Raw genomic sequence first — 26,770 nt, forward strand, 5'->3', positions numbered from 1 at the left:
AGAAGGAGATAATCAATGAGTACATTCCATGGTTTAGAAATGGCGAAGCAAGCGCTATTTGCCCAACAATCTGCACTATATACAACTGGTCATAATATTTCAAATGCAAATACGGAAGGGTATACTAGACAGCGTGTTAATTTTGAAACTTTACCAGCATACCCTGCGGGATCACGTAATCGTCCACAAATACCCGGACAAATTGGTCAAGGTGTTCAGGCTGGAACAGTGGAACGTATTCGTGATAGTTTTCTAGATTTACAATTTCGCGCGGAGAATAGTAAGAATGGCTACTGGCAAACCATGGCTGATTCCCTTTATCGTATGGAAAGTTTACTTAATGAACCATCTAATAGTGGATTAGCCAATACGATGGATAAGCTTTGGCAATCTCTTCAAGATTTAGGAGTAAACCCAGATAGTAGTGCAACTAGATCAGTAGTTGTTCAGCGGGGGCAAGCTGTAGCAGATACATTCAATTATATAAGAAATAATCTTGAAAAGATGCAATCAGATACTCGAAAGCAAATCGATGTAACCATTGACGATGCAAACTCAATTTTAAGGCGCATTAATGACTTGAATGAACAAATTAAAAGAGTGGAACCTCATGGTTTACTTCCTAATGATTTGTACGATGAACGTGATATGTTGATTGATAAACTTTCAGGGATTGTAAATATAAAGGTAGAACGAGTAAAAAGTGCTGAGAGCTCGCTAGATATTGCTGGTGGACTAGCTAAGATTACATTAGTGAATGATGATGGAACAACTGTAGATTTGATAAGTCCATTAGATGACCCTAGTTATAAACAGTTTTATTTAGATGATACTGCTACAGATGTGAACCAGATTAAAATTGGTGTAGCTGGTAATTATAATGAAAACTTTGTAGCCTCTTCTACTAATGGTTCATTAAGTTCTTTATTAAAAGTCTATGGAAATCAGGAAGTTTCTTTTGCAAATGTACAAGAAGATATGAATAAACTGGCAAGAGAATTTGTAGACGAATTTAATAGAGTTCATACATTAGGCTTTGATTTCAATGGAGATCCAGGTCAAGTGTTTTTTGAATTTGATAGTCAAGGTAATATGGTGGTCTCTTCAGCTATAGTTGATAATCCAAATTTAATTGCCGCTAGTGATGATGCAAATGCAAAAGGTAATGGTAAAAATGCATTGAATTTAGCTAATGTATTTGAAAATAAACTAGGCGGTCTCGATAACACTTCCATTAAAGACTTTTTCGAGGGATTAATTGGAAGGCTTGGAGTTGCCGCACAAGAAGCAAATAGAATGGCTGCAAATACTGAAGTATTAAAGTCACAGGTTGAGGTACAGCGTATGTCAGTTAGCTCTGTTTCACTAGATGAAGAGATGACGAACATGATTAGATTTCAACATGCATATAATGCGGCTGCAAGAAGCATGACTGCAATGGATGAGATTCTTGATAAAATTATAAACAGTATGGGAATTGTTGGGAGGTAGGATGTAGATGCGTGTAACACAGTCTATGTTATCAAATAGCATGCTAACTAATCTATCGAATAGCTACAAAAACCTAGGTACATATATGGACCAGCTTACAACAGGCAAAAAAATTAACCGTCCATCAGATGACCCAGTAGTTGCAGTTAAAGGGATGGATTATCGAAGCCAGGTATTACAAGTAGAACAATATAAGCGTAATACAAGTGAAGTGCATAATTGGATGGATAATACAGATGATGCACTTGACCAAGCTACTAAAGCGCTTCAACGTATTAGAGAGCTTACAGTTCAAGCAAGTAACGACACATACGATGAAACGGAAAGAAAAAATATAAAAGAAGAAATCGAGCAATTAAAACAACATTTAGTTGATATCGCTAACACGAAGGTAAATGATAGATATATATTTAATGGAACACAAACAGACACACCACCAATTACTGATCCAGATAACATAACAGGCTTCAATCAAAGTCCTGTGAATATTGAAGTTTCTTCAGGAATACAAATTCAGGCAAATGTCAATGCAGAAAATATTTTTGGACCTAGTAGTAATCTTTTTAACAATATCGATGATCTACTTGGTGCTTTAGATTCTGACGATCAAAGCGCTATTCAAGCAAGTATCGATGCAATTGATGGGAATATTAATAATGTCCTAAACGCTCGTGCGGATCTTGGTGCAAGAATGAATCGTCTAGACTTAATAGAAAACCGTTTAGATTCACAGGAGATTTCTGCTACAGATATGATGTCTAAAAATGAAGACATCGATTATGAAAAGGTAATTACACAATTGATTACCCAAGAAAGTATCCATCGTGCAGCATTATCAGCTGGATCACGAATTATTCAGCCAACATTATTAGATTTTCTACGTTAATTTGACCCTGGCCCGAATTAGGGTTCAGGGATTTTTCTTTAGAGGGGGATTGGGATGGAGCTACCTCAAATTCGAATGCAATCTCAAATGGCAAAAATCTATATGGTTTCTCAACCAGCCAGACAAGCGATTAGACAACCAAAAGCAGATTTATCCATTCAGCAGCCACATGCAGAAATTTCGATGAGGACTATCCCAGCGAAATTAACCATTGATCAAACACGGGCATGGGAAGAAATGAATTTACTATCTGTGGAACGGTTAAATGAAAAATATGCCCAGGATGGAAAACAGGCTGTTTTAGAGGGAATAGGCAGAAGGTCTTCCCAAGGTACGGAACTTATGAAAATTGAAAACAAGGGTAAACCTTTAATAAGTCAGTCGTTCCAAAATGCATATGAGCCGATGCGGGAATTAGGAATTAAGTTTGTACCATCTCCGTTTTCAGTAAAAACTCATTATCAACCATCTAATGTTGAGATAGATATACAACCTAAAAAGCCGATTATTCATGCTCAATCAAACAAACCGGAAGTCACTTATGTCCCAGGTTCTGTTGATATATCTATGGCGCAATATCAGAGCTTAGAGATAGACTTTATTAATCTGTTTCCGGAAGAAAAATAATTATATGTTAGGGTGACAGATATGAACATACAAACGAAATACTTAGGTGAAGTTACAATTGATGATGAAATGATTATTCACTTTCCAGGAGGAATACCTGGATTTTTGGAACAGTCCGAATTTGTGCTGTTAGATATACCAGGAAATTCAGTCTTTCAGTTTTTACAATCAGTAAATACAGTTCCATTAGCTTTCGTTGTAACAAATCCATACCATTTTTATCAGGACTATTCTTTTGAACTAGATGAGGGGACATTAGAGTCACTACAAATTAAAAGTGTGAACGATGTTTTAATAGTAAGTATTGTTACACTGAAGGATCCATTTGAGACAAGTACAATCAATTTAAAAGCACCTCTAGTCATTAATCAAAAGAAAATGCTTGGTAAACAATATATACTTAACACGGATGTATATCCAAGTAAGGCTTCGATCAAACCTACTGTTGGGAAAGGGGTATAGTGATGCTAGTACTTACACGTAAACTCGATGAAGCAATCCAAGTAGGGGATGAAATAGAAATAAAAGTGCTGGCAATAGAAGGAGATCAAATTAAACTTGGAATTAATGCCCCAAAGTCAGTAGAGATTTATCGTAAGGAAATTTATCAAGATATTCAAAATCAAAATAATGAAGCCGCAAATATGCCTTTCGATTTATTAAAAATACTAAAGAAAAATGGATAGAGTAGACCATATCTATCACTAAACTTTTTGGTTTTTATGCCGATAATAAAAAAAAATGTTTGTAAGGGGTGAATTGGATGCGAGTTGATTCGTTTTCAGTTGGAATAGAGACCTTGCAAAACAGCAACAGCGATAGATTACTAACAGAGAATAGAACTGTTGTGCAAGATTCATACCAAATACAAGAAGGTAATCCAAAAGAAGTAACCGTTTCAAAGGTGGAAACGGCCATAAAAAAAATGAATGACTTTATTGAACCATTAGAAACAAATCTAAAATTCCAATTTCATGAGGAGCTTCATGAGTATTATGTTGCGATAGTGAATCCAATTACAAATGAGGTAATTAAAGAAATACCTCCTAAGAAAATGTTGGATATGTATGCAGCTATGGCAGACTATATGGGTTTTTTGATTGATAAAAAGATTTAAAGAGGTGAGTTAAATTGGTAATGCGTGTAGGTGGATTAGCGTCCGGTATAAATACAGATGAGTTAATAGAAAAATTAATGTCAGCGGAAAGACTGCCTCTTGACCGAATGCAGCAGAGTCGTACCCTTTTAGAGTGGCAACGTGATGGATTTAGAGAAATCTATCAAAAAATGTATGACATGGATACTAATATGTTTTTAAACATGAAAATGAGTAGTACATATAAGCCAAAATTTGTTAGCTCTTCTATGGAGAATGCAGTTACAGCTACGGCTAATTCTAGTGCTTCTAATGGGACTTACAGTATTCAGGTAAACAAGCTAGCTACAGCAGCAATCAATTCTAGTGAAAGCAGTATCGTTAAGCCTGGGGAAACGTTTGATCCGAGTAAGCCATTAAGTGAGCAGAAAGCTAATCTTGTGAATGGTGATGCTTTTGCTCCTGGAGATTACGAATTTTATACATGGAATGAAAAGGGAGAAAAGCAAACACATAAATTTTCAATTGCTGAGGGCGATTCGTTAAATAATGTGTTAAAGAAAATTTCTGCCGATGGTGATGTAAGAGCTTTATATGATAATACTTCAGGTCGAATTATTTTAGAATCTACCAAAACGGGAAACAACAATACTACTACAGAATTTGGTGGGGCTGAAATCGGATTTGATAATACTTCTAATAGCTTTTTTACAGATGTATTAGGGCTTAAAGTTGACCAGGAGAAGGGTGGAGAAGACGCTGAGTTTGTTTATAATGGTCTCACCCTTACTTCAAAATCTAATAGTTATAAATTAGGAGAAATAACGTTTGAATTTAAAAATGTTACCAACGGTCAAAACGTGAATTTAACAGTCAGCAATGATGTCGATGCCGCATTTGACGCCATCAAGAATTTTGTTGACAAATATAACGAAATAGTTGAAATGATCAATAAGACACAAACAGAAGAAAGATATCGAGACTATAAGCCATTAACAGATCTTCAGAAAAAGGGAATGGAAGATAGGGAAATCCAGCTATGGGAAGAAAAAGCAAAAAGTGGAATTCTACGTGGTGATTCAATTTTATCTTCTGGTCTCTTTGATATGCGACAATCATGGTTCTCCAAGATTGAAACAGGTGGGGAAATCACTTCGATTACGCAAGTAGGTATAAAAACATCAGCCGATTATATGAATGGTGGAAAGCTTGTAATTGACGAGGAGAAACTGAAAGAAGCTTTAAGAAATGACCCTGAGGGAGTTTATAAGTTATTCTCTAATAATACGGAGGATAAAAATGATAAGAGCCGTGGATTAATTAATCGATTAGAAGATTCCATCGAATCAACAATGAAAAAAATCGAAGAACGTGCCGGTAAAACTACGAGTACACTTGAAAATTATACCTTAGGAAAGAGTATCAAGGATCTTAATACTAGAATATCTGATTTTGAGGATCGTTTATTACGGATTGAGAGTCGATATTGGAGACAATTCAGTGCAATGGAACAAGCTATTGCGCGTTTAAACAATCAATCGTCTCAGTTACTTTCCCAATTTGGCGGTGGAATGTAAATCCAATAAATGATAAAGGAGTTTTACCAAATGGCTATTAATAAACCATTTCAGGCATACCAGAATAATGCAGTTAATACTGCAACTGGCGGGGAATTGACCCTTATGCTTTATAACGGCTGTTTAAAATTTATCAAGCATGCTCAGAAGGATATACAAGACAAAAATATGGAAGCAAAAAATACCAATATCCAAAAGGCACAAGCAATTATCCAAGAATTAATGCTTACGCTAGACCAAGAGGTAGATATTTCACAGCAAATTTTGCCTTTATACGATTATATGTACCACCGTCTAATGGAAGCAAATATCAAGAATGATGTCGCGATTTTAGAAGAGATTCAAGGCTTTGTTGTAGAATTCAGGGATACTTGGAAACAGGTTATTCAAAAGACGAGACAAATGCAATATACACAAGGCGAGCATGTATAATGAATCGAGTTCAACCAATTTATGATATTACAATAAAAATACAGAGGATACTTGAAGGTGACATCTCTGCCAATATGCGACAAGAGGTTATTGATCAAATAAACACTCTATTGCTTGAAAGAGGTACATATATGGAGCACGCTTCTGAACCATTTACAAAAGAAGAGCTGGAGCTCGGGAGAAAACTATTATCTATTAATCAAGTAATTGAAAGAAAAATGGAATCTATTTTTGCAGAAATAAAAGATGAAATGAAGCAAGTAAAAAAACAAAAGCAATCTAATCGTAAATATATTAATCCATATGAAAATATTCATACCATAGACGGTATGTTTATGGATAAGAAGAAATAATAGATATATAGTAGATATAAAAATGTCTTTATAGGGGAATATCTCTTATAGAGACATTTTTAATTTACACAACAAAAATAATGAGTTATGGGACGAAACATGTCTTGATTGAAGCTTTTATGAATATTCTTCTAAGTATTTACAAAATATAAACGTTTAAGCAGGAATTTTGCAGGGAAACATAGTATAATATATATAAAGATAGAAAAGGAGGACACTTTATGAAATTCAACATTCGTGGTGAGAATCTAAAGGTTACCGAGGCAATTAGGGATTACGTAGAAAAAAAGATTGGTAAGCTAGATAAGTATTTTGAGAGTAAACCTACCTCTGATGTACATGTGAATTTAAGTGTCTATAATGAAAAACAGCGTATCGAAGTAACGATACCAATGACTAGCCTTCTATTAAGAGCTGAGGAAGAGCACACTGATTTATATGCAGCAATTGATTTAGTTGTGGATAAGCTTGAACGGCAGATTAGGAAATATAAAACAAAAGTAAATCGCAAATTTCGTCAGAATGGAATTCCTAAAGGGATAGAGGACCTACAAGTTGAAGGAAATGATTTTGACGAAGCTGATGATATAGAAATTGTAAGAACAAAACGTTTTGACTTAAAGCCAATGGATTCAGAAGAAGCTGTATTACAAATGGATATGCTAGGGCATGCGTTCTATGTATTCCAAAACGCTACGTCAGGGGATACGAATGTTGTATACCGACGTAAAGATGGTAGATATGGCTTGATTGAACCAAATAATTAATAACACCATCTATGGCGATCTCTTTTATGAGGTCGCCTTTGAATTGTAAACCTACATGGAATCAAGACTTATAGCATATATCTGATATTGGCATATCGAATTAAGTAGTGTTATTATTTAATATATGTAAAAAAGTAAAAAATGGTAGAAAGAGTTTCATGAATTTGTTTAGTGAACAGTTTAGTACGAATAACAATTATTCATGTTCCACTAAAGGATTGAGGAGCGTAACATATGGCAGGAATTCTTAAAAAATTATTTGATGGTAATAAAAAACAATTAAATCGACTTCAAGGTATGGTTGACCAAATCGAATCATTGGAGCCAGATATTGAAAAACTAACGAATGAACAACTAAAACAGAAAACTGAGGAATTTAAAATACGATACTCGAACGGAGAAAGTCTTGATGACTTATTGGTAGAAGCTTATGCCGTTGTTCGTGAGGCATCTAAGAGAGTACTTGGTATGCGGCCATTCCCGGCGCAATTAATGGGTGCAATTGTACTTCACGAAGGAAATATTTCAGAAATGAAAACCGGTGAGGGTAAGACATTAGCCTCTACAATGCCAGCATACTTAAATGCTATTTCAGGTGAAGGCGTTCATATTATAACGGTGAACGAATATTTAGCAGAGCGTGACTCTAGGGAAATGGGTCAGTTATTTGAATATTTAGGATTAACTGTTGGTTTGAATACAAATGGCTCGACCAAGGAAGAAAAACGGGAAGCTTACCTTGCTGATATAACCTATGGTACAAACAACGAATTTGGCTTTGACTATTTACGAGATAATATGGTCCTTTATAAGGAACAAATGGTTCAACGTCCTTTAAATTTTGCCATTATCGATGAAGTTGACTCTATCTTAATTGATGAGGCGAGAACACCATTAATTATTTCCGGATCAGCGCAAAAGTCAGCTTCATTATATACTCAGGCAAATTCCTTCGTTACAACATTGAAGCGAGAAGTAGATTATACGTATGATGAGAAAACGAAAGGAACTCAGCTTACTGAAGAGGGAATCAACAAAGCAGAGCAATATTTTAATGTAGAGAACTTATTTGATTTAGATCATGTGACATTAACACATCATATTGGTCAGGCGTTACGTGCTCATGTTGCTATGCATCGTGATACAGATTATGTCGTTGAGGATGGCGAAGTAGTTATTGTAGACCAATTTACCGGTCGCTTGATGAAGGGCCGTCGATATAGTGATGGTCTACATCAAGCAATTGAGGCTAAGGAAGGCTTGAAAATTCAAAATGAAAGCATGACACTTGCTTCTATTACATTCCAGAACTATTTCAGAATGTATAAAAAACTTGCCGGTATGACTGGTACTGCAAAAACTGAGGAAGAGGAATTCCGGGCAATTTATAATATGAATGTGGTTGCCATACCGACCAATAGACCAGTTGCTCGTGAGGACCATCCAGATAAGATTTACAGTACGATGAATGGTAAATTTACTGCCGTTGTAGAAGAAATTAAAGAACGTCATAAATTAGGTCAACCTGTACTTGTAGGTACAGTTGCTGTAGAAACGTCAGAATTAATTTCCCAGCTACTTAAAAAAGCTGGAATTAAACACAATGTACTGAACGCAAAAAATCATTATCGTGAAGCCGAAATTATTGAGCAGGCAGGTCAAAAAGGTGCAGTTACAATTGCAACAAACATGGCCGGTCGTGGTACGGATATTAAGCTAGGTGAAGGTGTAAAAGAGCTAGGAGGACTTGCGGTAATTGGTACAGAACGTCATGAATCAAGACGTATTGACAATCAGCTACGAGGTCGTTCAGGTCGTCAAGGTGACCCAGGTATGTCACAATTCTATCTATCCATGGAAGATGAATTAATGCGCCGATTTGGCTCTGATAATTTGAAATCAATGATGGATAAAATGGGTATGGATGATTCCCAACCGATTATTAATAAATTTGTTTCTCGAGCAGTAGAATCAGCTCAAAAACGAGTTGAAGGTAATAACTATGATGCACGTAAAAACGTATTATCCTATGACGATGTTTTAAGGGAACAACGTGAAATCATTTATAAGCAACGCTTTGAAGTTATTGACTCAGAGGGAAATGAGCTTAGAGAAATAATTGAGAAAATGATCGAGTCTTCATTACAACGAGTAATTAATACGCATACACAAGATGATGATGAAGATAAGTGGGAATTACAGGCGATCATTGAATATGTCCATGGTAATCTTCTTGAACAAGAAGATCTGACTATCTCGGATCTTCAAGGAAAAGAACAAGAGGAAATGGTACAACTAATTTTAGAAAAAGTCCGGAAACGCTATGATAAAAAAGAACAGGAAATTTCTCCAGAGCATATCCGTGAATTTGAAAAAGTTATTCTTCTTCGTACCGTTGATACGAAGTGGATGGATCATATTGACCAAATGGATCAACTCCGTCAAGGAATTCATTTACGCGCTTATGGACAAAATGATCCATTACGGGAATATCAGTTTGAGGGCTTCGCCATGTTTGAAAGCATGATTGAAAGCATCGAGGACGAGGTATCTCGTTATATTATGAAGGCACAAGTACGAGAAAATATGCAACGACAAGCTGTTGCAAAAAATACCCAAGCTGTTTCAGGTGGTGGGGAAGAAAAAGCCCAAAAACGAAAGCCTTATGTCAAGAAGGAAACAGTTGGCCGAAATGATCCTTGTCCGTGTGGAAGCGGTAAAAAATATAAGAATTGTCATGGAAAGAGCGAATAAGAAATTAAGTTAGGAGGGTCTGACCCCTTTGGGTGTCAGACCTTTTTAGGTGAAGGAAAAGTCTTTCAAATGTCTTTAGCTGTTCATTATTCACTAATTGACATTCGAAAAGCCCATTGGTTTTGAACGATGAGAAAAATAAAAAGTGAATCATAATATTATATAGAGGTGAAAGATATGGAGTTTGCAGAAATTAAAAATGAGTTAGAGAAAATAAATAACCGTATATCGGAATTTAGGGGGTCTCTTTGACTTAGATACTAAAAAGGCTCGGATTAGTGAGCTGGAGCATGATATGACAGCTCCTGGATTTTGGGATGATCAACAAGCAGCACAAGCTGTCATTAATGAAGCGAATGGACTAAAAAGCTTTGTGAATAGCTTTGAGGGGATTAATAATCGGTATGAAGATTTAGAAGTTACCTATGAACTTGCAAGAGAAGAAAATGACCCTGAGCTAGCAGAAGAATTAGAAGAAGGAATCACAGCCCTTAAAAAGGATATAAGTGACTTTGAACTGCAAATGCTTTTAAGTGAACCATATGATGCTAATAATGCAATATTGGAATTACATCCTGGTGCAGGCGGAACGGAATCACAGGATTGGGCGAGTATGCTCTTACGAATGTATCAACGTTGGGCGGATCATAAAGGATATACCGTCGAAACCTTAGATTACTTACCAGGTGAAGAGGCAGGAGTAAAAAGTGTTACCCTACTGATTAAAGGACATAATGCCTATGGTTATTTAAAAGCAGAAAAGGGCGTACACCGTTTGGTTCGTATCTCTCCTTTTGATTCCTCTGGCAGAAGACATACTTCCTTTGTTTCCTGTGATGTGACACCAGAGATGACAGATGATGTTGATATCGAAATCCGTCCAGAGGATATTAAAGTGGATACGTATCGATCTAGTGGTGCAGGTGGACAGCATGTTAACACGACTGATTCGGCAGTACGTATTACACATATTCCAACTAACATTGTGGTGACCTGTCAGAATGAGCGCTCGCAAATAAAGAATCGTGAAGCAGCAACGAAAATGCTAAAATCAAAGCTTTATCAGCTGGAAATTGAAAAACAACAGCAAGAGCTAGCTGAAATACGTGGAGAGCATAAGGAAATAGGTTGGGGTAGCCAAATTCGTTCTTACGTATTCCATCCATATTCTATGGTTAAGGACCATCGAACAAATGTAGAGGTAGGTAATACACAGGCAGTGATGGATGGTGACCTAGATCCATTTATCGATGCATATCTTCGTTCACAGCTTTAAAATATCTCCTCAAAAGTTAATGAAATTGTCAAAAAGTGCCAAGAACCTAGATAATACTTCATGTTTAACCAAATTGTGGCATTTCTGTGGCTTTTATATTTTTGTGTAAAGGATATACTATATATGACAGTTCTAAACTTTACAATGATTGGGGGAGTTTTCAAATGAAAAAATGGCTTTTTGCTGTATTATTTGGCTCTGTATTAGTTCTTGGTGCTTGTGGTAACGATGATAATAACGACAATGGCGCAACTAATAATACAGGTGACAATGGTGGCGAAACAGCATCTGCAGCTGAAGACTTATTTGAGGCAAACTGTGCAGCATGTCATGGTGCAGATTTATCTGGTGCAGCAGGACCTAACCTTCAAAAAGTTGGTGCCGATCATTCTGCTGATGATATCAAAAATATCATTCTAAATGGTCAAGGTGGAATGCCAGCACAAGGTAATAGAGTTTCTGATGATGAAGCTCAACAGATTGCTGATTGGTTAGCTGCAAAAAAATAATATGGTTGAATAAAAGGACAGTTCCAGTATGATTTATACATGGGATTGTCCTTTTTCCTACTATAATCCCACTTCTTTTTACCCACTTTTCAAAAAATTCGACAAATAACCACAAAACCCATTAATATTTCTCCTTTGAAATATAATTGTAATATAATTATGTCTAAAAAAATTGTTGAATAATGTTATAATATATAGGAAATGTATCTAGACTCAGACTTTTTGACTATAAATTTAAAAGGTGATTAATTATGATCTTAATGAAGGATGTATATAAGACATACGAAAATGGTGTTACTGCATTAAATGGAATTAATGTTGAGATTGAACAGGGAGAGTTTGTGTATATTGTTGGCCCAAGTGGTGCAGGTAAATCATCATTTATTAAATTAATGTATCGCGAAATTAAGCCAACTCGTGGCACACTTTTTATCAGTAATAAGGATGTAAGTGAACTAAAGGAAAAAGAAGTACCATATTTACGACGTAATATCGGGGTTATCTTCCAAGATTTCCGTTTGCTACCAAAACTATCAGTCTATGAAAATGTTGCCTTCGCTTTAGAAGTTATTGAAGAGCCTCCGAAAAATATTCGTAGACGTGTGATGGAAGTATTAGATCTATTAGGTCTAAAAAGTAAGGCAAGATTTTTCCCTAGTGAGTTATCTGGTGGTGAGCAACAACGTGTATCGATTGCTCGTGCGATTGTCAATCGTCCAAAGATTGTGATTGCTGACGAACCGACTGGTAACCTTGATCCAGATACATCATGGGAAATCATGCGCGCTTTTGAAGAAATAAATAATAGTGGGACAACCATTATCATGGCAACTCATAGTAAAGAAATAGTTAATACAATAAAGAAACGTGTTATTGCAATTGAGGATGGCTTAATTGTTAGAGACGAACATCGAGGTGATTACGGATATGAGAGCTAGAACAATTAAAAGACATTTCCGTGAAGGTGTTAGGAACATATTCCGTAATGGATGGATGACTGTAGCTTCAGTTGGTGCAGTAACCATGACATTATTATTAGTTGGTGCCTTTTTAGGCTTAATTTTAAACTTGAATCATATGGCAGAAAAAATAGAAGATGATGTTGTTGTAAAGGTTCTTATTGATTTGACAGCAACAGATGATGATGTGATTAGTCTAGGTGATCAAATCAAAAAGCTACCAGGGGTAGAAACAGTCGTATTCTCCTCCAAGGATGATGAGCTACAAAGTTTAATTAATAGCATGGGGCAAGGTGGAGATGTATGGAAGCTGTACGAGCAGGAAAATCCACTCAATAATGCTTATATTGTAAAGGCTGATAAACCACAGGAAACAGAAAACATCGCTAAACAAGTGACAAATTTGGCCCATGTAGATTCTGTTACCTATGGACAAGAAGTAGCCCAAAATTTATTTAAATTTACGAGTTATGCTAGAACAATAGGAATTATTTTGATTGCTGGACTAGTATTAACTGCGATCTTCTTAATTTCTAATACTATTAAACTAACCATTATGGCAAGAAGTAGAGAAATTGGGATTATGAAATTAGTTGGTGCAACTAATGGATTTATTCGTGGACCATTCTTTGTCGAAGGATTGCTGCTTGGAGTATTAGGCTCCATCATACCAATAGTTGGTGTTCTCGCAGGCTACAAATTGGTTGAAAATAGTATCACTGGGGTAAGTTCGATAGGATTTGTTGAAATACTACCGTTTAACCCATTCGCTTGGGAACTATCTGCCATTATTTTAATCGTTGGTGCAGGAATTGGAATTTGGGGAAGTCTCATGAGTGTTCGTAAGTTCCTTAAAGTTTAAAAGACTATATAGATAGATTACTTGAAGGGCAGGGGAATTTTCATTGAGGAAGAAGCTAGGAATAAGTATGTTAATTGGTCTTATCTTCCTAGGATCTGTACCAGTTAACGGGATCCATGTGTCCGCGAAGACAAAGGAAGAATATGAGCAGGAATTAAAAGATTTAGAGAAGGAACAGTTACAATTAAAGGAACAGAATAAGGATATACAGAGTTCAAAAAGCGAGACAGAAGGAAAAATTGAAGAAAATTTAGATAAACAGGCATCTGTTCAAAGTCAAATTGATTCTCTTGATGAAAAGCTAGCCGAAACGAAGGCATCGATTCAAAGTAAGCAAGGTGAAATTGATACCACTAATAATGAGATTAATGATTTAAAAGCAAAAATAAATGCTTTAAAAAAAGAGATTGAACAACTAAAAGAAGAGATTGAAATACTGTTAGATCGCATTGAGGATCGCGAGGCATTACTTGCTGAGCGCCTCAGAGCGATTCAAAAAAGTGGAGGACCGATGGTATATTTGCAAGTCCTCTTAGGTTCTACTAGTTTTTCTGACTTTATTACGAGAACAGCAGCTGTCAATATTATGATGGACCAGGATAAGACAATCATTGATTCGTTAGTTCGTGATAAAAAGGAAGTAGAAACAAAAAAACAAACGGTTGAGGGTAACAAAAAGAAAGTAGAAGAAAATAAAGACCAGGTTGAAAAGAAGAAAATAGCACTAGAGGGCCAAAAGCAGGAACTACTAGCACTACAAGGTCAACTGGATAATCAAATGGCAGAACGCCAGACCTTGCTAGCAAAGCTTGAAAAGGAACATCAGCATTTGGAAGAGTATATGTTCACTTTAGAGGATGAGCAAGCTATGCTACGTGCACAGCAGCAGGCTGTTGCCAAGGCAAAAGAGGTTGCAAAACAAAAACTAGACCAATTATCAAATAGTAGTGGCAACAACGGGAACGCTGGAGGTACTAGTAGTACAGGATTCATTTGGCCAGCAGCAGGGTATCGTGCATCTAACTATGGTTGGCGAGTAGATCCAATTAATAATTCGAAGAGCTTCCATTTAGGTGTTGATATCTCAGGACCTGTTGGAACACCAATTGTTGCAGCAACTAATGGTGTTGCAGTACGTGGAAATTTATCAAGTACATATGGTAACCATATATTAATTGTTACGACAATTAATGGCGTCGATTATACTACACTATATGCCCATATGAGTGGGTTTGCAGTTGCTGATGGTACAGTAGTCAAACAAGGTCAGTTAATTGGTTATATGGGTGCTACTGGAAGAGTAACAGGACCTCACCTACATTTTGAAGTACATAAAGGTGGTTGGAATGGTTTTTATCCACCTAACTCAAATGTTGTTAATCCGTTAGATTATTTACCATAAAGATTAAATGAATGGAGCAAAGGTATTGCAAGTACAAGCAATTCCTTTGCTCCTCCTATTTTTGGGGGCTTTCAAAAAAATGAAAAGAGAAAAAATTTGGCGTAAGTAAGAATTTTTCGTTATGATAATAGAATAGTGTATACACATTTTATAGAAGACCAAAAGAGTAAATAGATTTTCGATGAAGGTGATTTCATTAATTTCACTTGGGTTTTAAAGCGTTTCAGACACATATTAATAACATTGGGGTGATCGCATGAGATTAAATAAAATACATATTGTGCTCATATTAGTCGGTGCACTTGTACTTGGATTTGTAGGGGCCTATGTAGGAGTACTTATAGCAAATCCAGATCAAGCAGAACAGAAGATAGAGGATAGCTCTTCTAAAGAGAAGGTGGATTCTACTGATCAGAGCGCAAATTTACCTGCAGAATGGTCGAAGGTTGCACAAGCATACAACTTAATAAAAGAAAATTATTTAGAGGGTGCAGATGAACAACAACTAATGACAGGTGCAATTGAAGGAATGCTCTCGACCTTAGAAGATCCATACAGTACTTACATGGATGTCGAAACGATGAAACAGTTTAATGAGCAAATTGAGTCCTCTTTTGAAGGCATCGGAGCAGAAGTAAGTATGGTTAATGGCGTAGTTACAATTGTCTCCCCAATAAAAGATTCTCCAGCAGAAAAAGCGGGATTACGACCAAACGATCAAGTATTAAAGGTAGATGGTAAATCACTTGAGGGGCTTGATTTAAATCAAGCCGTTTCGAAAATACGTGGTAAAAAAGGCACAGAGGTTGTCGTTACTATTTTAAGAGGTGGTTCAAGCGAGCCATTTGATGTAACAATTGTACGAGATACTATTCCAATTGAAACGGTTTATTCTAAAATGGAAACAATTAATGGAAAGAAGACAGGTATAATTGAAGTTACAAATTTTGCAGAGACGACATCGAAGGATTTTAATACACAATTAAAAGCTTTAGAAGATGATGGTATGGAAGGGTTAATCATTGATGTTCGAGGTAATCCAGGTGGTTTATTAAGCTCTGTAGAAGAGATTTTATCGAATTTCATTCCGAAAGATGTACCATATGTTCAAATAGAGGATCAAGAAGGGAATAAAACGCCTTATTATTCAGACTTGAAAAAGAAAAAATCATACCCAATTAGTGTGTTAATTAATGAGGGCAGTGCATCTGCATCGGAAATTTTAGCAGTAGCGATGAAAGAGGTTGGTTATGATATAGTTGGTATGAATAGCTTTGGTAAAGGTACCGTTCAGCAAACAGTACCACTAGGAGATGGAAGTACTCTTAAGCTTACCTTCTTTAAATGGTTATCACCCGAAGGAAATTGGATTCATAAAAAAGGTGTCGAGCCAACTGTTAAAGTAAAGGAACCAGAATATTATTATACAAACCCGGTACAAATAGAAGAGCCACTTGCATATGATGAGTCAGATGTTAAAATCAAAAATATACAACTGATGTTAAATGGTCTTGGATATAAGACAGATAGAAAAGATGGCTATTTCAGTAAATCTACGGAAGAAGCTGTTAAGGAATTTCAAAAGAAAAATAATCTGAAGGTTACAGGTACTGTGGACAAAGAAACCGGCGGATTAATAGAAGCAAAAGTAATTGAAAAAATCCGCAACGGAGAAGACGACCTCCAACTAGAAAAAGCACAACAAGAGTTGTATAAATAATACTTATTGACAAGAGATTGACCCAGGGGGGTCAGTCTCTTTTTAAAACTAAGTTACTTGATAACTAAGTTCGAGAGTAATATCAATAGACTATGGTAGTATTGCTTCCCGAAAACCTGCGCCGCAAACAAAAACGGTAACCAAAGGCTGTTTTACAGCCCGAAAACCTGCACCGCGATCAAAAACGGTAACCAAAAGCTGTTTTACCGCCCGAAAACATGCACAGCAATCAAAAACGGTAACCAAAAGCTCGTATTAGCTCCCGAAAACGTGTATTACTGGCAAAAACGGTAATCAAAATCTGTTTTAGCTCCCGAAAACCTGTGTTACTGGCAAAAACGGTAAGCAAAATCTGTTTTAGCTCCCGAAAACCTGTGTTACTGGCAAAAACGGTGACCAAAATCTGGTATTGGCTCCCGAAAACCTGTGCCACTGGCAAAAACGGTAACCAAAATCTGTTTTGCCACCCGAAAACCTGCACCGCGATCAAAAACGGTAACCAAAAGCTGTTTTACCGCCCTAAAACATGCACAGCAAACAAAAACGGTAACCAAAAGCTCGTATTGCTCCCAAAAACCTGTGCCGCGAACAAAAACGGTAACCAAAGGCTGTTTTACCGCCCGAAAACATATGCCGCAAACAAAAACGGTAACCAAAAGCTCGTATTGCTCCCGAAAACCTGCACCGCAAACAAAAACGGTAACGAAAAGCTGTTTTACCTCCCCAAAATAAGCGCCACGAACAATATCAATAGCCTAAAATCAGTTTTAAACCAATATATCACTTACAAACTTAAATTGTAATCATAAATGAAAATCCAATAGAAAAAAAACTCGGCTGGCAACTCATTTTTTAACGATTCTCTATACAAACAAGTATCTCGTACGAAATCTTTTCCAAAAAAGCAGGAAAAAATTCGACAAATGGAGAATATATAGGGTTATAATTAGGTTTAGGTATGTACATCGGAAGGTGATTAGCTATGTTACAGGAGTGGTTAATAGAAATAGGAAAAGGGATTGGTAAATTATTTGTAAATCCACTATTCTATTGGGCAATTATTTTTATAATTTTGTCGGGGATAAAGCGTATTAAAGAAGAGCGAAAGTACTTTGGTACGAAGGTATTTGATATACTTTTTGAATGGAAGGATACATGGAGTTTCTCAATTTTAATAGGGATTGTATACTCCATTCTTATTGTCGGTTTTGGTATGGTTTTTACATATGAAACGATTCTCATATTGAGTGTAGTAATGATATTACTTAGCCTATCTTTTCGATTTTCATTCCTTTCCCCAAGTTATACGATAGGGATAACCTATGTTGTTTTACTTATTATATCTAGTTATCCAGAGTATTTTCGTTTCTTACAGATGGATGGAGAGGTTAATTTTATCGGACTGGCTATTTTAGGAGGGTTATTCTTATTTGTAGAGGCCCATTTTATCAATAGGGTTAAACGAAATGGTACGTTTCCAACACTTGTAAAGGGAAAGCGTGGAGGCTGGGTTGGTAAGCATTTTATCAAGAAAACAGCTATAATACCCGTATTTTTATTAGTTCCAACCGGACTCATTGAACCATTTGCCTCCTACTGGCCATATCTTTCATTCGGAGATGAGCATTATGCTCTAATTCTTTTTCCATTCTTACTTGGAATAGAGCATGGTATAAGAGGTGGGCTCCCACATAAGGTTGCACAAAAGTTATCCATGTCTATGCTGGGCTTGGCAATGGTTGTCTTCGGAATTGCAGTAGGCAGTATCTTTATCCCAGCGTTATCCAGCGTTTCAATTATGGTAGCTATTGTAGGAAGAGAATGGATTAATTATCGAGAACGTGTGAAGGATCTTCAGAAAAGTCCCTTTTTCAACCATACGAATGATGGTTTAAGGGTCCTTGGAATTATTCCAGGCTCACCAGCAGACCGATTAAACATATTGATAGGTGAAACAATATCGAAAGTGAATGGTATAAAAATTCAAAGTGAAGAAGAGCTCTACGAAGCTTTACAGCAAACTGGTTCATTTTTCAAAATGGAGCTATTTGATTTGGATGGAGAAATTCGCTTTGTTCAAAGTGCTATGTATGAAGGCGATCATCATGAATTAGGGCTGATTTTTGCTGGAGAACCTTATCGAAAACTTAATAAGTAGGTAGAATTCTTAAAATCCGTTCCACATTCATTGTGGTACGGATTTTTTAGTAAAGTGAAATATAGCTTTCCTTCCTATAAAACTTATTAAGCTTAAGGATAGATAAGATTTTAAATTGTGTACTCCTCTAGTCATAATTTATTGTTTTTCACACAAACTAAATATGTAAATTTTTACAGGAAGGATAATCGTATGAATGAAAAGCTATTTATTAGGGGTTTGGCGTGTATTAGATCCTGTTTATTATTCATTAACAAGACTAAGATATGTTATGGATGAAGAACAGAGACGCACCTTGTTTCGCGTGCGGTTAACAAAATACAAAGGGAGAAGTACAATTCTACAGGATGGCACAGTTATTTATAAAGATGACCTATTGATTAAGATTCATCTACATAACGTCAAAATAATGAATGAACTTTATGCGGTTACTAGTGATACGAAAAGAGCTGTGTATATTTATCACATGGTGAAAAAAGCACTTCCCATGCTCGCGGAGTACGTAAATAATCATCAACGAGCAAATGAAATTAAAGGCATCATTGGAATTACAACTTTACACAAGGGTTCAGCAAGGCTCGGTTTTGATAATGTAAACATTTCAAACGCATTGTATCGCAATTATAAAAGACTAACATTTTCACCGATAAATTATCTTGCTAGCTCATCCCTTCATCAAGAGCCAGTCTATTTATTTATGTCAAAGGATGAGCTAATCAGTAGATATGGATTATGAAAAAGAGGGACTAAATTGCAATTTCATGAAAGGTGATTTCTGGACGGCTACCAACTCGAATATTAATTCCTGTTTGGCCCAATCCTTCACTAATGTAAAATGGGGAATCATTATGCATCTGCATGCCTTTAATCATGTTAAGGCGAGGCAGCTTACCCATTTTAGCAAGATGATAGGCCTTTGGATACCGAATTTGACCTCCGTGGAAATGACCTGCTAACAAATAATCAAACGGATAGTTATCCATTTCTAATACTAAATTTGGGTCATGGGTTAAAACAAGATTTATACCTTCTTGGATACTTTGATAAGACTTTTTTAGGTCACTACGATTAGTACTGTAATCATCCACTCCAATAATATTAATGAGCTGTTTATTGATTTCAATCGTTAAACTCGAATTTTGCATCACATGACAGCCATATCGAGTTAAGCATTGAATAAGCTTCTGTAAATTGTATTGATTTAGTACATAGTCATGGTTACCGAGAACAGCATAAATACCGTGTTTTGGCTTTATTTGTTGTAGGACCTTTAAATAAGCATCGAGCTTAGGGATGGAACGTTTTCGATCGAGAAAATCACCTGTTAATGCAATGATGTCAGGTTTTTCATACTGAAGTTTTTCTGCCAGTTCATTAGCAGTTATAGAGATATTCTCTAAATGCAAATCGGATAAATGTAGGATAGATAGATAAGAATGGTTGGATGAATGCTTGGTAGATAATTGGATTTTATTGAGCTTTATGTCCTTTGTATTCTGATTAGCTTTATATAAGAAAATACTCAAAAGTATAAATAGCAATATTAGCAAAGAAATAATATATATCATTGGTAATCCTCCTTCGAGAAGGATTATAACATGTTAAAGTTCTTTGTGGCATTGGTAATTGAAGGGATTGAAAATATGGAAATTAGGCAAAAAGAAAATGCTCTATTCCTACCATTTCTAAAGCTTCCTACTGGTCACCATCATGTGGCAGATGCTGTCATGAAGGAATTACAAAATACCTTTCAAACGCTGAATTGTGAAAAGGTAGATATACTCTCTTATAGTTACGGACCAATAGAGAGACTTGTTTCTACAGCTTATATAAGCTGGATTAAGATAATGCCAAAAGCTTATGATAAATTGTATCAGTATCTTGCAGTTAACAACCAAACGAACCGTTCAAGACAATTAGTCTATGAAGTATTGTTTACTTCATTTTTTAAGAGGTTAATGGAAAAAAATCAGCCTAGAATTCTTTTTTGCACCCATTCCCTCCCCTCCAATCTAGCAAGTGTCTTAAAGCAAAAAAATCAACTGCAAGCGACTACTGTAAATGTATATACCGATTTCTTTGTTAACCGTGTTTGGGGAATATCAGGGATTGATTATCACTTAGTACCCTCTATAAGGATGAAGAATTTTTTACTAGAACTAGGTGTTGATGAATCAACTATTTACGTTACTGGTATTCCTATCCATCCTATTTTTAAGAAAACAAGCCAATGTCTTTCAAGGAATAAACGGTTAACTGTTCTGATAACAGGAGGAAGTCTTGGAATGGGTGCAATTGAGAAGCTAATTCCTACGAAACCAACGATTCACTATATCGTTCTATGTGGGAAAAATGAGAAACTGTATCAAAGATTACAGCAAAAAAATGATCCTTTGATTACCCCAATAAATTATATCGAAAATAAAGAAAAAATGAATGGAATTTATGATCAAGTAGATGCCGTTGTTACAAAGCCAGGTGGGGTGACAGTTAGTGAGTGTTTGATGAAGCGTAAACCTATTTTCACTTGCTCCGCGCTACCAGGCCAGGAAAAGGTGAATGAGCTTGAATTAAAAGAATTAGGAGTAATCTATCCAATTAATATAGGATTAGGAAATGTCGAATCACATATTAAAGATTTCTTTCAAAATAAGGAAGCAAAAACGTTGTATGAGGAAGCTGTAAATGTTTTTCATCGTCATCTAGATAAAAAATCTTTACCAGAAATATTGCAGGAAATTTGCCTGTAGTCAAGATTTCAACTGCTAACCGTATTGGCAGTTGTTTTTGTGTTTAAAAGATTGGATAAAATAATAGTAAGAATATAATGCAAAATAATCGAATGTTAGTTCGTATTTATGTTAAAATAGATTTATTCTGTGATAAACTAATAAAAGATTTAGGAACGGAGGCGAAGGTATGGAGAATAACAAGTTTGAATTAGTTTCAAAATATGAACCACGTGGGGATCAACCGCGAGCAATTGATGAGTTGGTAGAACGGATATTAGCTGGACAACGTCATCAAACATTATTAGGGGCGACTGGAACAGGTAAGACATTTACTGTCTCCAATGTGGTAAAAGAAATAAATAGACCTACATTAGTTATTGCCCATAATAAGACACTAGCTGGACAATTATATAGTGAATTTAAAGAGTTTTTTCCAAACAATGCGGTAGAGTATTTTGTCAGCTACTATGATTATTATCAACCAGAAGCATACGTTCCTTCTACAGATACGTTTATTGAAAAAGATGCAAGTATAAATGATGAGATTGATAAGCTTCGTCACTCTGCAACGTCTTCGCTCTTTGAACGAAATGATGTATTGATTGTGGCAAGCGTATCCTGTATATATGGATTAGGTTCTCCTGAGGAATATAGAAGCCAGGTATTATCGCTTCGAATGGGAATGGAGAAGGACCGAAATCAGCTTCTGCGAGAATTAGTTGATATTCAATATGCACGGAATGATATTGACTTTCAACGTGGAACATTTCGTGTACGTGGAGACTCTGTTGAAATTATCCCAGCTTCTCATGAAGAGCATTGTATTCGCGTTGAATTTTTTGGAGATGAGATAGATCGAATACGAGAAGTTGATGCATTAACAGGGGAAATTATCGGTGACCGTGACCATGTGGCAATTTTTCCGGCATCTCACTTCGTTACTCGTGAAGCGAAGTTGAAGCTAGCTATCGCTAATATTGAAAAAGAACTAGAAGAGCGATTAAAGGAACTACGTAGTCAAAATAAATTATTAGAAGCACAGCGCTTAGAACAACGTACAAATTACGATTTGGAAATGATGCGTGAGATGGGATTTTGTTCAGGAATTGAAAATTACTCTAGACATCTAACCCTAAGAGAAGCTGGTGCAACACCTTATACACTATTGGATTACTTTCCAAAAGACTTTCTCGTCGTAATAGATGAGTCCCATGTTACGTTACCACAGATACGTGGAATGTATAATGGTGACCAAGCTAGAAAACAGGTTTTAGTGGATCATGGGTTCCGCTTACCATCTGCTTTAGATAATAGACCTTTAAAGTTTGAGGAGTTTGAATCAAAGGTTCATCAAATCATATTTGTTTCGGCAACTCCTGGACCATACGAATTGGAACATACACCAGTCATGACAGAGCAAATTATACGTCCTACTGGATTATTAGATCCAAAGGTCGAGGTGCGACCAATCGAAGGACAGATTGATGATTTGATTGGAGAAATAAATAAGCGGACAGAGCGAAATGAACGTGTACTGATTACGACATTAACGAAAAAGATGTCAGAGGATTTAACTGACTATTTAAAGGACATTGGGATTAAAGTTGCATATTTACATTCTGAAATTAAAACGCTAGAAAGAATTGAAGTTATTCGTGATTTGCGGATAGGGAAATATGATGTATTAGTTGGAATTAACCTACTACGTGAAGGCTTAGACATTCCTGAAGTATCTCTAGTAGCTATATTGGATGCTGACAAGGAAGGTTTCCTTCGTTCAGAACGTTCGTTAATCCAGACAATGGGACGTGCAGCACGTAATGAGAACGGTCAGGTAATTATGTATGCAGATAAGATAACCGATTCCATGCAACGTGCCATCGAAGAGACAGAGCGTCGTCGTGAAAAACAAATGGCATACAATGAGGAACATCATATCACTCCTAAAACAATTAAGAAGGATGTCCGTGATGTTATTCGAGCAACATCAGTGGCAGAGGAACAACCAGAATTGGAAAGCAAGACAAAGAGCTATTCAAAATTAACCAAAAAAGAACGGGAAAACGTAATCGAAAACATGGAAAAAGAAATGCGAGAAGCTGCCAAAGCGCTTGACTTCGAGAGAGCTGCTGAGCTTCGTGATATCGTGTTTGAACTTAAGGCGGAAGGATGACCAATGTATGGCTGAGAAAATGATTACTGTAAAAGGTGCAAGAGCACATAATTTAAAGAATATTAATGTATCCATTCCAAAGAATAAACTAGTAGTTATAACTGGTTTGTCTGGATCGGGAAAATCATCATTAGCTTTCGATACAATCTATGCCGAGGGACAAAGGCGTTATGTCGAGTCCTTATCTGCATATGCCCGCCAGTTCTTGGGGCAAATGGATAAACCAGATGTCGATACGATAGAAGGGCTATCACCGGCCATTGCCATTGATCAGAAAACAACTAGCAGAAATCCCCGCTCCACAGTTGGTACCGTTACGGAAATTTATGATTATCTTAGATTGCTATATTCAAGAATTGGTCACCCAACCTGCCCAAAGCATGGTATTGAAATCTCTTCCCAGACAGTTCAACAGATGGTAGACCGAATTATGGAATACCCTGAAAGGACAAAAATGCAAATCCTAGCACCAGTAATATCTGGACGTAAGGGGGAGCATGTGAAAGTAATAGAGAAGCTTAAGAAGGAAGGCTATGTCCGAATTCGCGTGGATAAAGAAATGCGAGAGGTTACAGAAGAAATTAAGCTTGATAAAAATAAAAAACACTCCATTGAAGTAGTTATTGACCGTGTGGTAGTAAAACCTGACATCGAGGCAAGATTAAGTGATTCGATTGAAACCGCATTGAATCTTGGTGAAGGAAAAATAATCGTTGACGTAATGGGGGAAGAGGAACTGGTCTTTAGTGAAAATCACGCTTGTCCTATTTGTGGATTCTCCATTGGTGATCTGGAGCCAAGATTATTCTCCTTCAATAGTCCATTTGGCGCTTGTCCTAGTTGCGATGGTTTAGGTACAAATTTAGTTGTCGATTTAGATCTAGTTATTCCAGATTGGACGAAGACCTTAAATGAGCATGCGATTGCTGCTTGGGAACCAATAAGTTCACAGTATTATCCACAGCTATTAAAAAGTGTATGCGATCATTATAAAATTGACATGGATATCCCAGTGAAGGATATTCCGAAAGAGCAAATGGATAAGATTTTATATGGAAGTGGTAAGGAAAAAATTCATTTTTATTATGAAAGTGAATTTGGCAATGTCCGAAATAGCATGATAGAGTTTGAGGGTGTACTAAATAATATTGCACGCCGTTACAAGGAATCTTCATCAGATTATGTTCGGGAAAGTCTAGAAAAATATATGATGCAGAAAGACTGTCCAACCTGTAAAGGAAATCGCTTGAAGGAAGAAGCACTAGCAGTATTAATAAATGGACTTCATATTAGTAATGTAACAGAGTTTTCAATTACCGAAGCCATGAACTTTTTCCATAGCTTAGACCTAACCGAGAAGGAAAAACAGATAGCAAGGCTTTTATTGAAGGAGATTAATAATCGCTTGGAATTCCTAAACAATGTTGGTCTAGATTACTTAACATTATCAAGGGCAGCTGGTTCCTTATCAGGTGGAGAGGCACAGCGCATTCGATTAGCAACCCAGATCGGTTCATCTTTAACAGGGGTACTTTATGTTCTTGATGAACCTTCTATCGGTTTACACCAACGGGATAATGATCGCTTAATCCATACATTAAAGGAAATGCGAGATTTGGATAATTCGTTAATCGTCGTTGAGCATGATGAAGATACCATGATGGCTGCCGATTGGTTAATTGATATTGGACCAGGTGCTGGTGAGCACGGTGGGCAAATAATTGCCAGTGGAACACCAGAGGAAGTAATGAAGAATAAGGCTTCCCTTACAGGACAATATCTATCTGGACAAAAGTTTATTCCATTACCAGCCAAAAGGAGAAAACCGGATAAACGATATATTGAGGTAATTGGCGCATCGGAAAACAATTTGAAAAATGTTTCCGCAAAAATTCCAATTGGTCTATTTACTGTTGTGACAGGAGTTTCTGGTTCTGGAAAAAGCTCACTTGTTAATGAAATTGTCTATAAGACATTGTCACGTGAGCTCAACCGTAGTAAGCATTTGCCAGGACAACATAAGGAAATAAAAGGTCTAGAATATTTGGAGAAGGTTATTAATATCGATCAATCACCAATTGGACGTACCCCACGTTCAAATCCAGCTACCTATACCGGTGTATTTGATGACATTCGCGACGTCTTTGCATCAACAAATGAAGCAAAGGTAAGAGGCTATAAGAAGGGTCGTTTTAGCTTCAATGTCAAAGGTGGCCGCTGTGAAGCTTGTAAAGGTGATGGAATCATAAAAATTGAAATGCACTTCCTGCCAGATGTTTATGTACCTTGCGAGATTTGTCATGGACAACGATACAACCGTGAAACATTAGAAGTAAAATATAAAGGGAAGAGTATATCCGATGTATTGGAAATGACAATAGAGGAAGCGGTAGAATTTTTTGCGAACCTTCCAAAAATCAAACGAAAGCTACAAACGATTGTAGATGTTGGTTTGGGATATATTAGGCTTGGACAACCAGCAACCACCCTATCTGGTGGGGAAGCACAACGTGTCAAGCTTGCTAGTGAGCTACATCGTCGTTCCAATGGGAAGACTCTTTATATTTTAGATGAACCAACTACAGGACTTCATGTGGATGATGTAAGTCGTCTCCTTAAGGTTTTACATCGTTTAGTGGAAAATGGTGACTCTGTCTTGATTATTGAGCATAATCTAGATGTAATTAAGACAGCGGACTATATTATTGATTTAGGTCCAGAAGGTGGAGCAAGAGGTGGACAGATTATTGCTACTGGAACTCCGGAGAAAATAGTTAAAGAGGAGCTTTCTTATACTGGTCACTATTTAAAACCTATTTTAGAGCGGGATGCTAAACGTCAAACAGAAGAACTTAAGAAAAAGGAAAAAATTAAGTCGAGCTAAAGGATAGGTGGCAAGTAAATTGCTGCCTATTTTTATTTGGTCTTGAAGTTCAAACTTTTGACGAAGCTTTTCCGTTTCGGTAATCTAAAAATAGAATGTAAGGAGGTTTACG

Annotated in this window: 24 protein-coding genes; 22 read left to right on the forward strand and 2 right to left on the reverse strand. The window is 36.5% G+C overall.

Annotated features, from left to right (window positions below; genetic code table 11):
- Positions 1-15 precede the first annotated feature (15 nt).
- The 17 genes from flgK to HNR27_RS02710 all read left to right on the forward strand — a co-directional run bounded on the left by flgK (position 16) and on the right by HNR27_RS02710 (position 16,711).
- On the forward strand, positions 16-1,491 hold the full coding sequence (flgK, locus tag HNR27_RS02630) for a flagellar hook-associated protein FlgK (RefSeq protein ID WP_429338643.1): 1,476 nt from the start codon (positions 16-18) through the stop codon (positions 1,489-1,491).
- A gap of 7 nt (positions 1,492-1,498) precedes the next feature.
- Complete coding sequence (flgL, locus tag HNR27_RS02635) at positions 1,499-2,377, forward strand: flagellar hook-associated protein FlgL (protein WP_212919891.1); 879 nt, start codon at positions 1,499-1,501, stop codon at positions 2,375-2,377.
- A gap of 54 nt (positions 2,378-2,431) precedes the next feature.
- Positions 2,432-3,004, forward strand: coding sequence for a DUF6470 family protein (locus HNR27_RS02640; RefSeq protein WP_429338644.1), 573 nt, complete (start codon positions 2,432-2,434; stop codon positions 3,002-3,004).
- Positions 3,005-3,025: 21 nt separating this feature from the next.
- Positions 3,026-3,466 (forward strand): flagellar assembly protein FliW, encoded by a 441-nt coding sequence (gene fliW / locus HNR27_RS02645; RefSeq protein ID WP_429338645.1) that lies wholly within the window; start codon positions 3,026-3,028, stop codon positions 3,464-3,466.
- Between the two features lie 2 nt (positions 3,467-3,468).
- Positions 3,469-3,690 (forward strand): carbon storage regulator CsrA, encoded by a 222-nt coding sequence (csrA, locus tag HNR27_RS02650; RefSeq protein WP_212919888.1) that lies wholly within the window; start codon positions 3,469-3,471, stop codon positions 3,688-3,690.
- Between the two features lie 77 nt (positions 3,691-3,767).
- Positions 3,768-4,121 (forward strand): flagellar protein FlaG, encoded by a 354-nt coding sequence (flaG, locus tag HNR27_RS02655; RefSeq protein WP_429338646.1) that lies wholly within the window; start codon positions 3,768-3,770, stop codon positions 4,119-4,121.
- Between the two features lie 20 nt (positions 4,122-4,141).
- The gene (locus HNR27_RS02660) at positions 4,142-5,677 is read left to right on the forward strand and encodes a flagellar hook-associated protein 2 (RefSeq protein ID WP_429338834.1); all 1,536 of its coding nucleotides are present in this window, start codon (positions 4,142-4,144) and stop codon (positions 5,675-5,677) included.
- A 30-nt stretch (positions 5,678-5,707) separates the two neighbouring features.
- Positions 5,708-6,109, forward strand: a complete 402-nt coding sequence (gene fliS, locus HNR27_RS02665; protein WP_429338647.1) for a flagellar export chaperone FliS — start codon at positions 5,708-5,710, stop codon at positions 6,107-6,109.
- Positions 6,109-6,462 (forward strand): flagellar protein FliT, encoded by a 354-nt coding sequence (gene fliT / locus HNR27_RS02670; protein ID WP_429338648.1) that lies wholly within the window; start codon positions 6,109-6,111, stop codon positions 6,460-6,462. Before fliS ends, fliT begins: the two co-directional genes overlap by 1 nt.
- 221 nt (positions 6,463-6,683) lie before the next feature.
- The gene (gene hpf, locus HNR27_RS02675; protein ID WP_429338649.1) at positions 6,684-7,229 is read left to right on the forward strand and encodes a ribosome hibernation-promoting factor, HPF/YfiA family; all 546 of its coding nucleotides are present in this window, start codon (positions 6,684-6,686) and stop codon (positions 7,227-7,229) included.
- A 234-nt stretch (positions 7,230-7,463) separates the two neighbouring features.
- Positions 7,464-9,983, forward strand: a complete 2,520-nt coding sequence (gene secA, locus HNR27_RS02680) for a preprotein translocase subunit SecA (protein ID WP_429338650.1) — start codon at positions 7,464-7,466, stop codon at positions 9,981-9,983.
- 177 nt (positions 9,984-10,160) lie between these two features.
- A protein-coding gene (gene prfB, locus HNR27_RS02685) for a peptide chain release factor 2 (protein ID WP_429338651.1) occupies positions 10,161-11,259 on the forward strand; the annotation gives its coding sequence in 2 pieces (ribosomal slippage) (positions 10,161-10,223 and positions 10,225-11,259; 1,098 coding nt in all).
- Between the two features lie 164 nt (positions 11,260-11,423).
- Positions 11,424-11,768, forward strand: a complete 345-nt coding sequence (gene cccB / locus HNR27_RS02690; RefSeq protein ID WP_212919881.1) for a cytochrome c551 — start codon at positions 11,424-11,426, stop codon at positions 11,766-11,768.
- A 251-nt stretch (positions 11,769-12,019) separates the two neighbouring features.
- Positions 12,020-12,706 carry a cell division ATP-binding protein FtsE gene (gene ftsE, locus HNR27_RS02695; RefSeq protein WP_429338652.1) on the forward strand — a complete coding sequence of 229 codons (687 nt, stop codon included), beginning with the start codon at positions 12,020-12,022 and terminating at the stop codon, positions 12,704-12,706.
- A complete protein-coding gene (ftsX, locus tag HNR27_RS02700) occupies positions 12,696-13,589 on the forward strand; it encodes a permease-like cell division protein FtsX (protein WP_429338835.1) in 894 nt (297 codons plus the stop codon). The genes ftsE and ftsX overlap by 11 nt, the downstream gene beginning before the upstream one ends.
- 43 nt (positions 13,590-13,632) lie before the next feature.
- Positions 13,633-14,991, forward strand: a complete 1,359-nt coding sequence (locus HNR27_RS02705; protein WP_429338653.1) for a murein hydrolase activator EnvC family protein — start codon at positions 13,633-13,635, stop codon at positions 14,989-14,991.
- 256 nt (positions 14,992-15,247) lie between these two features.
- Positions 15,248-16,711 (forward strand): S41 family peptidase, encoded by a 1,464-nt coding sequence (locus HNR27_RS02710; protein WP_429338654.1) that lies wholly within the window; start codon positions 15,248-15,250, stop codon positions 16,709-16,711.
- A 377-nt stretch (positions 16,712-17,088) separates the two neighbouring features.
- On the opposite strand, the gene HNR27_RS02715 is transcribed toward HNR27_RS02710, so the two are convergent.
- Complete coding sequence (locus HNR27_RS02715; RefSeq protein ID WP_429338655.1) at positions 17,089-17,367, reverse strand: hypothetical protein; 279 nt, start codon at positions 17,365-17,367, stop codon at positions 17,089-17,091.
- A 326-nt stretch (positions 17,368-17,693) separates the two neighbouring features.
- On the opposite strand from HNR27_RS02715, the gene HNR27_RS02720 reads away from it, so the two are divergent.
- A complete protein-coding gene (locus tag HNR27_RS02720; RefSeq protein ID WP_212919877.1) occupies positions 17,694-18,869 on the forward strand; it encodes a PDZ domain-containing protein in 1,176 nt (391 codons plus the stop codon).
- 196 nt (positions 18,870-19,065) lie between these two features.
- Positions 19,066-19,605 (forward strand): YkoP family protein, encoded by a 540-nt coding sequence (locus tag HNR27_RS02725; RefSeq protein WP_212919876.1) that lies wholly within the window; start codon positions 19,066-19,068, stop codon positions 19,603-19,605.
- Between the two features lie 10 nt (positions 19,606-19,615).
- Here HNR27_RS02725 and HNR27_RS02730 read toward each other — a convergent pair whose 3' ends face one another.
- Complete coding sequence (locus HNR27_RS02730; protein WP_429338656.1) at positions 19,616-20,437, reverse strand: metallophosphoesterase; 822 nt, start codon at positions 20,435-20,437, stop codon at positions 19,616-19,618.
- Between the two features lie 30 nt (positions 20,438-20,467).
- Between HNR27_RS02730 and HNR27_RS02735 the strand changes: the two genes are divergently transcribed.
- The 3 genes from HNR27_RS02735 to uvrA all read left to right on the forward strand — a co-directional run bounded on the left by HNR27_RS02735 (position 20,468) and on the right by uvrA (position 26,658).
- Positions 20,468-21,619 (forward strand): MGDG synthase family glycosyltransferase, encoded by a 1,152-nt coding sequence (locus HNR27_RS02735; RefSeq protein ID WP_429338657.1) that lies wholly within the window; start codon positions 20,468-20,470, stop codon positions 21,617-21,619.
- A gap of 169 nt (positions 21,620-21,788) precedes the next feature.
- Entirely contained in the window at positions 21,789-23,774 is a 1,986-nt protein-coding gene (uvrB, locus tag HNR27_RS02740; RefSeq protein WP_429338658.1) for an excinuclease ABC subunit UvrB, read from the forward strand.
- A 7-nt stretch (positions 23,775-23,781) separates the two neighbouring features.
- Positions 23,782-26,658 (forward strand): excinuclease ABC subunit UvrA, encoded by a 2,877-nt coding sequence (gene uvrA, locus HNR27_RS02745; RefSeq protein WP_429338659.1) that lies wholly within the window; start codon positions 23,782-23,784, stop codon positions 26,656-26,658.
- The last annotated feature ends 112 nt before the right edge of the window (positions 26,659-26,770 follow it).

It is taken from the genome of Ornithinibacillus bavariensis (assembly GCF_050433565.1).
In the GTDB taxonomy this organism is placed as follows: domain Bacteria; phylum Bacillota; class Bacilli; order Bacillales; family Amphibacillaceae; genus Ornithinibacillus; species Ornithinibacillus bavariensis.